The organism is Nakamurella sp., assembly GCF_048594475.1.
Classification (GTDB): domain Bacteria; phylum Actinomycetota; class Actinomycetes; order Mycobacteriales; family Nakamurellaceae; genus Nakamurella.
This window is the reverse complement of the sequence record NZ_JBMDXT010000146.1, coordinates 1-5,051: the sequence shown is the minus strand read 5'-3', so window position 1 is coordinate 5,051 and position 5,051 is coordinate 1. Positions and strand designations below refer to the sequence as shown.

Below are 5,051 nucleotides of genomic sequence, written 5' to 3'. Positions count from 1 at the left end.
CCTCGACGCGTGTCTGGGCGGTCGGGGCGGCGCCCCGGCGGGGTCGCCGGCCACCCGAGCGGCCGGCCGGCACGTACCCGACCAGGGTGGCGATCCGCCCGTCGGCGGTCACCTCCCCGATCTTGGACCCGGCCACGGAATCGGCCACGGCGTCGGCCGTGGAGGCCGCCGCGACCCCCGGGGCGGGCGGAGCGGCCGCCGGTCCGCCGGACGGCGTCGCCGGACCGGGGCCGCCGGCCGGTGCGGCGGTCTCGATGATGATGATCGGGGTGCCGACCTCGACGGTCGCGCCCGGCTCGGCCAGCAGCGCGTGCACGCGGCCCGCGTAGGGCGACGGCAGCTCGACGGCCGCCTTGGCCGTCTCGATCTCGACGATGATCTGGTTGACCGTCACGGTGTCGCCGACGGCGACCCGCCAGCCGATGATGTCCGCCTCGGTCAGGCCCTCGCCGGCGTCCGGCATGCGGAACGTCTCGAGGCGACCGGTGGGGATGGTCGTGGGGGATGCAGTCACGGTTTCCTCTGACGACGATTCAGTAGGCGAGCACGCGATCGACGGCGTGCAGCACCTTGTCCAGGTCGGGCAGGTACTCGTCCTCGACGCGGCTGGGCGGGTAGGGGGTGTCGTAACCGGCGACCCGCAGCACGGGCGCGGCCAGCGAGTAGAACGCCTCCTCGGTGACCCGGGCGGCGATGTCGGCGGTGATAGACGATTCGCGGGGCGCCTCGGACACGACGACGAGCCGGCCGGTCCGGCGGACCGAGTCGATCACCGGGCCCAGGTCGAGCGGCGACAGGGTGCGCAGGTCGATCAGCTCCAGCGAGCGCCCCTCGGCCTGGGCGGCGTCGGCGGCCGCGTGCAGGACGGGCATCGACGAGCCGTAGGACACGACGGTCACGTCCGTCCCGGCCCGGCGGACGGCGCTGGTGAAGCAGGCCGGTGGCCACTCCTGGCCCGGGCGGCGTCCGGGGTGCCGATCGGTGTCCAGGTCGCCCTTCTCCCAGTAGCGGCGCTTGGGCTCGAAGAAGATCACCGGGTCGTCGCAGGCGATGGCCGCGCGCAGCATGTCGTACGCGTCCTGCGGGTTGGAGCAGGCGACCACCCGGAGCCCGCCGATGTGGCAGAAGAAGGACTCGGGCGATTCGGCGTGGTGCTCGACCGCGCCGATGCCGCCGCCGAACGGGATGCGGATCACCATCGGCATCGACCAGGCGCCCTGGGTGCGGTAGGTGATCTTGGCGACCTGTGAGGAGATCTGGTCGAACGCCGGGAACACGAAGCCGTCGAACTGGATCTCGGCGACCGGGCGGTAGCCGCGCATGGCCAGGCCGACCGCGGTGCCCACGATCCCGGACTCGGCCAGCGGCGTGTCCAGCACCCGCTGGTCGCCGAAGTCCTTCTGCAGCCCGTCGGTGACGCGGAAGACGCCGCCGAGCCGGCCCACGTCCTCGCCCATCACGATGACCTTGGGATCGTCCTCCATGGCGGCACGCAGCCCGGCGTTGAGGGCCTTGGCCAGGGTGGTCGTGGTGGTGCTCATCGGTGCTCCCCCGCCCCGTCGACCAGGGCACCCTCGTCGGCGAATCCGGCCAGGTAGTCGGCGTGCTCCCGCTGCTGGGCCGCCAGCCCGGCGTGCGGTTCGGAGTAGACGTGGGAGAACATCCGGTCCGGCTCCGGCCGCGCCATCTGCACGCAGAACGACCGGAACCGTTCGGCCAGGGCGTCGGCCTCGGCCGCGACCTCGTCGAAGAACGACTGGTCGGCCAGGCCCTCCCGGGCCAGGTGGGCCCGCACCCGCTGGATCGGGTCCAGCAGCTTCCAGTGCTCCTCCTCCGCCGCCATCCGGTAGCGGGTGGGGTCGTCGGACGTGGTGTGCGCGTCCATCCGGTAGGTGAAGGCCTCGATCATCACCGGGCCGTTGCCCGACCGGCACTCGTCCAGGGCCCACCGGGTGACCGCCAGGCAGGCGACGACGTCGTTGCCGTCGACCCGGATCCCGGGGAACCCGTAGCCGGTCGCGCGCTCCCAGAGCGGGACCCGGGACTGCTTGCTGACCGGCTCGGAGATCGCCCACTGGTTGTTCTGGCAGTAGAAGACGATGGGCGCGTCGAACGCGGCCGCGAAGACCATGCCCTCGTGCACGTCGCCCGGGCTGGTCGCGCCGTCGCCGAAGCAGACGATGGGGGCCTCGTCGGTCCCGCCCTCGCGGCCCTCCGCCGTCTCCCCGGCACCGTCCCCGGCGTCCTCGCCGCGGGACCCGATGACACCGTCGAACTTCTGGCCCATGGCGTACCCGGCGGCGTTGAGCACCTGGTTGCCGATGACGATCGTGTAGCTGTTGAAGCGGGTCTGCCGGGGGTTCCACCCGCAGTGGTCGGTGCCCCGGAAGATGCCCAGCAGCTCGGTCGGGTCGACGCCGCGGCACCAGGCCACGCCGTGCTCGCGGTAGGAGGGGAAGGCCATGTCGGCCGGGCGCAGGGCGCGGCCGGCGCCGATCTGCGCCGCCTCCTGCCCGAGCAGCGGCACCCAGATGTTCAGCTGACCCTGCCGTTGCAGGGCGTTGCCCTCCCGGTCGAACCGGCGGACCAGCACCATGTCCCGGTAGAGCCCGCGCAGCAACTCGCCGGTCACCTCGATCGGGAAGTCCCGGTGCGGGGTGAGCACCCCCTCCGGCGACATGATCTGCACGAGGTCCTCCCCGTGGCTGGTCGCCCGGAGCCCGGCGATCACCTCGGCCGGATGCGGCGCCCCGCGGAGCCCGGCCGCCCCGCGCGCGGCCGCCTGCACGACGGACGTCGGCGTGTACGGGTCCGCGGCCCGCGGGGCCGATCGGTCCACCGGGTCGGATGACGAACTCTGGGCCATGCGCGTCTCCTCACTCGTTCGGGCGCGACCCCGGGGTCTCCGGGACCGTGCCGGCGACGCACCCGAGGGCCGCCCGGTACGAGCGGCCCGCCGCGGGCCCGTCGGCATTGACGGTGCTGCGAGCATCCGGCGGCGTGGATCGCACGGCGACGCCGGAAGGTCGATACCTCGATACTGCTCTGGATACTGACCTCGATACTGGCATGGAACCATCCGGTATTCGACTCGCGCCACGTCCGATTGTCGGAGCCAGGACGGTCGGGACCTGCGGCGTTGTCCGCCCGTCCGGGTCACCGACCGGGCCGGTGACCACGATCCGGTGCGGCCGTCGGCGGCCCTGAACACCCACGCGGCGAGCACCAGGAGGTGGCCATGGCCGACCGACGGGACCTGACACTGGCGGTCGCCCAGCCGGCCACGGCGACGCACGACCTGGCCGGCAACGCGGGCCGGCACGCCGACCTGGTCCGGCGCAGCGGCGCCCGGATCGTCGGTTTCCCCGAGCTCTCGCTGACCGGCTACGACATGGCCGTCACGGCCGTCGATCCGGCCGACCCGCGGCTCGGACCGCTGGTGCGGGCGTGCGCGGAGACCGGGGCGATCGCGTTCGCCGGCGCGCCGGTCGCGGCCGACGGCGGGGGGCGGCACATCGCGACGCTGCTGGTGGACGGCACCGGCGCCCGCGTCGCCTACCGCAAGCGGTTCCTGGGCGGCGCCGAGCCGGCCGCGTTCGTGCCCGGTCCGGAGCCGGTCGTCGTCGAGGTGGACGGCTGGCGCATCGGCCTGGCGATCTGCCGGGACACCGGCGTCGCCCGGCACGATCACGACCTCGCCACGCTCGGCATCGACGTCTACCTGGCCGGCGTCGTCGAGCACGCCGCGGACCGGGCGGTGCCCGGGGACCGGGCCCGCCGGATCGCCACCGACCACGGCGTCTGGGTGGCGATCGCCTCCTGTGCCGGTGGCACCGGGGCCGGGTACGACCGCACCGCCGGCGGCTCTGCGGTCCGGCGACCCGACGGCACGGTCGCGGCGGCCGCCGGCACCGCTGCGGGCGAGGTGGTGTCCGCGACCGTCCCGTCCCGCTGACCGCCCCGCATCCGCCGGTCCCGGGACCGGACCCGCCCGGCGGCGGCCAGCACCGACGGGCCGGTGGGCGGCGCGGGTGGTAGGGCGGCGGCGGCCGGGGGCGGGACATACGATCAGTCCTTCGCCGCGGTCGCCTGACCTCGGCCGCTGACGATCGCGGAGGTCGGCATGGAACTGGAGCACCGGTTCGAGGTTCCGGTGGGGGTCGAGAAGGCCTGGACCACCCTGCTGGACATGGAACAGGTGGGTCCGTGCTTCCCCGGGGCGATCCTGGAGCACGTCGACGGCGACGAGTTCAGCGGCTCGGTGAAGATCAAGCTCGGGCCCATCCGGATGACCTACAAGGGCCACGCCCGGATCGTGGAGAAGGACGAGGCGGCCCACCGGGCCCGGATCGAGGCGACCGGCAACGCCGGCGGCTCCACCTCGACCGCGGCCATGCTGGTGACCGCGACGGCCACCGCGCTCGCGCCCAACCGCACCCAGGTCGACCTGGTGACCACCCTGTCGCTGACCGGCCGGCCGGCCCAGTTCGGCCGCGGCGTGATGGTCGACGTCGGCAACAAGCTGATCGGCCAGTTCGCCGACTGCGTGTCCACCAAGCTCGCCGGACACGACGCCGGCGGCGCCGAACTGGTGGACGTGACCAACCCCGACGAGGTGGCGGCCGACTACGTGGCGCCGCCCCCGCCCGCCCCGATCGGCGCCTACGCGGCCCCGGGTGCGGCGGCCGCCGGCGGCAGCGGCGAACTCGACCTGTGGTCCGCGACCGCGACCCCCGTGCTCAAGCGGGTGGTGCCGATCGTCGCCGGCATCCTGGTGCTGGTCCTGCTACGCAAGCTGTTCAAGCGGCATCCGGACGAGGCGGCCGACCAGGAGTGAGCCCGCGGCGGCCGGGGCCCGTCGCCCCGGCCGTCCCCGGACCGCTCAGAGCAGGCCGTTCTTGCGCAGGGACTTGGCCTCGTACATCGCGGCGTCGGCCCGCTCCAGCAGCCGGCGGGCGTCGAAACCGGGAGTGGCCGCGGACTCGCTGGCGCTCCCGACGCTGGCCGAGATGCCCTGGTCGACCAGCCGCTCGTGGGCCCGCTCGACCAGC

Annotated in this window: 5 protein-coding genes; 2 read left to right on the top strand and 3 right to left on the bottom strand. The window is 74.1% G+C overall.

What is annotated here, in order from left to right; all coding sequences use genetic code 11:
* The 3 genes from ACOJUF_RS07310 to ACOJUF_RS07300 all read right to left on the bottom strand — a co-directional run.
* Positions 1-463 (bottom strand): biotin/lipoyl-containing protein (locus tag ACOJUF_RS07310; RefSeq protein WP_420121201.1); only part of this gene is annotated, 463 nt, incomplete at its 3' end.
* A 70-nt stretch (positions 464-533) separates the two neighbouring features.
* Entirely contained in the window at positions 534-1,541 is a 1,008-nt protein-coding gene (locus ACOJUF_RS07305; RefSeq protein WP_420121199.1) for an alpha-ketoacid dehydrogenase subunit beta, read from the bottom strand.
* Positions 1,538-2,731 carry a thiamine pyrophosphate-dependent dehydrogenase E1 component subunit alpha gene (locus ACOJUF_RS07300; protein ID WP_420121200.1) on the bottom strand — a complete coding sequence of 398 codons (1,194 nt, stop codon included), beginning with the start codon at positions 2,729-2,731 and terminating at the stop codon, positions 1,538-1,540. The genes ACOJUF_RS07305 and ACOJUF_RS07300 overlap by 4 nt, the downstream gene beginning before the upstream one ends.
* Positions 2,732-3,238: 507 nt before the next feature.
* Here ACOJUF_RS07300 and ACOJUF_RS07295 point away from each other — a divergent pair.
* Both ACOJUF_RS07295 and ACOJUF_RS07290 read left to right on the top strand, forming a co-directional pair.
* Positions 3,239-3,955, top strand: a complete 717-nt coding sequence (locus ACOJUF_RS07295) for a carbon-nitrogen hydrolase family protein (RefSeq protein ID WP_420121198.1) — start codon at positions 3,239-3,241, stop codon at positions 3,953-3,955.
* 168 nt (positions 3,956-4,123) lie between these two features.
* Positions 4,124-4,837 (top strand): SRPBCC family protein, encoded by a 714-nt coding sequence (locus ACOJUF_RS07290; RefSeq protein WP_420121197.1) that lies wholly within the window; start codon positions 4,124-4,126, stop codon positions 4,835-4,837.
* Positions 4,838-5,051: the final 214 nt, after the last annotated feature.

Bases quoted from the DNA above. Each gene is read 5' to 3' on its own strand.
- ACOJUF_RS07305 (WP_420121199.1), bottom strand. From the start codon at position 1,541: ATGAGCACCACCACGACCACCCTGGCCAAGGCCCTCAACGCCGGGCTG.
- ACOJUF_RS07295 (WP_420121198.1), top strand. From the start codon at position 3,239: ATGGCCGACCGACGGGACCTGACACTGGCGGTCGCCCAGCCGGCCACG.
- ACOJUF_RS07290 (WP_420121197.1), top strand. From the start codon at position 4,124: ATGGAACTGGAGCACCGGTTCGAGGTTCCGGTGGGGGTCGAGAAGGCC.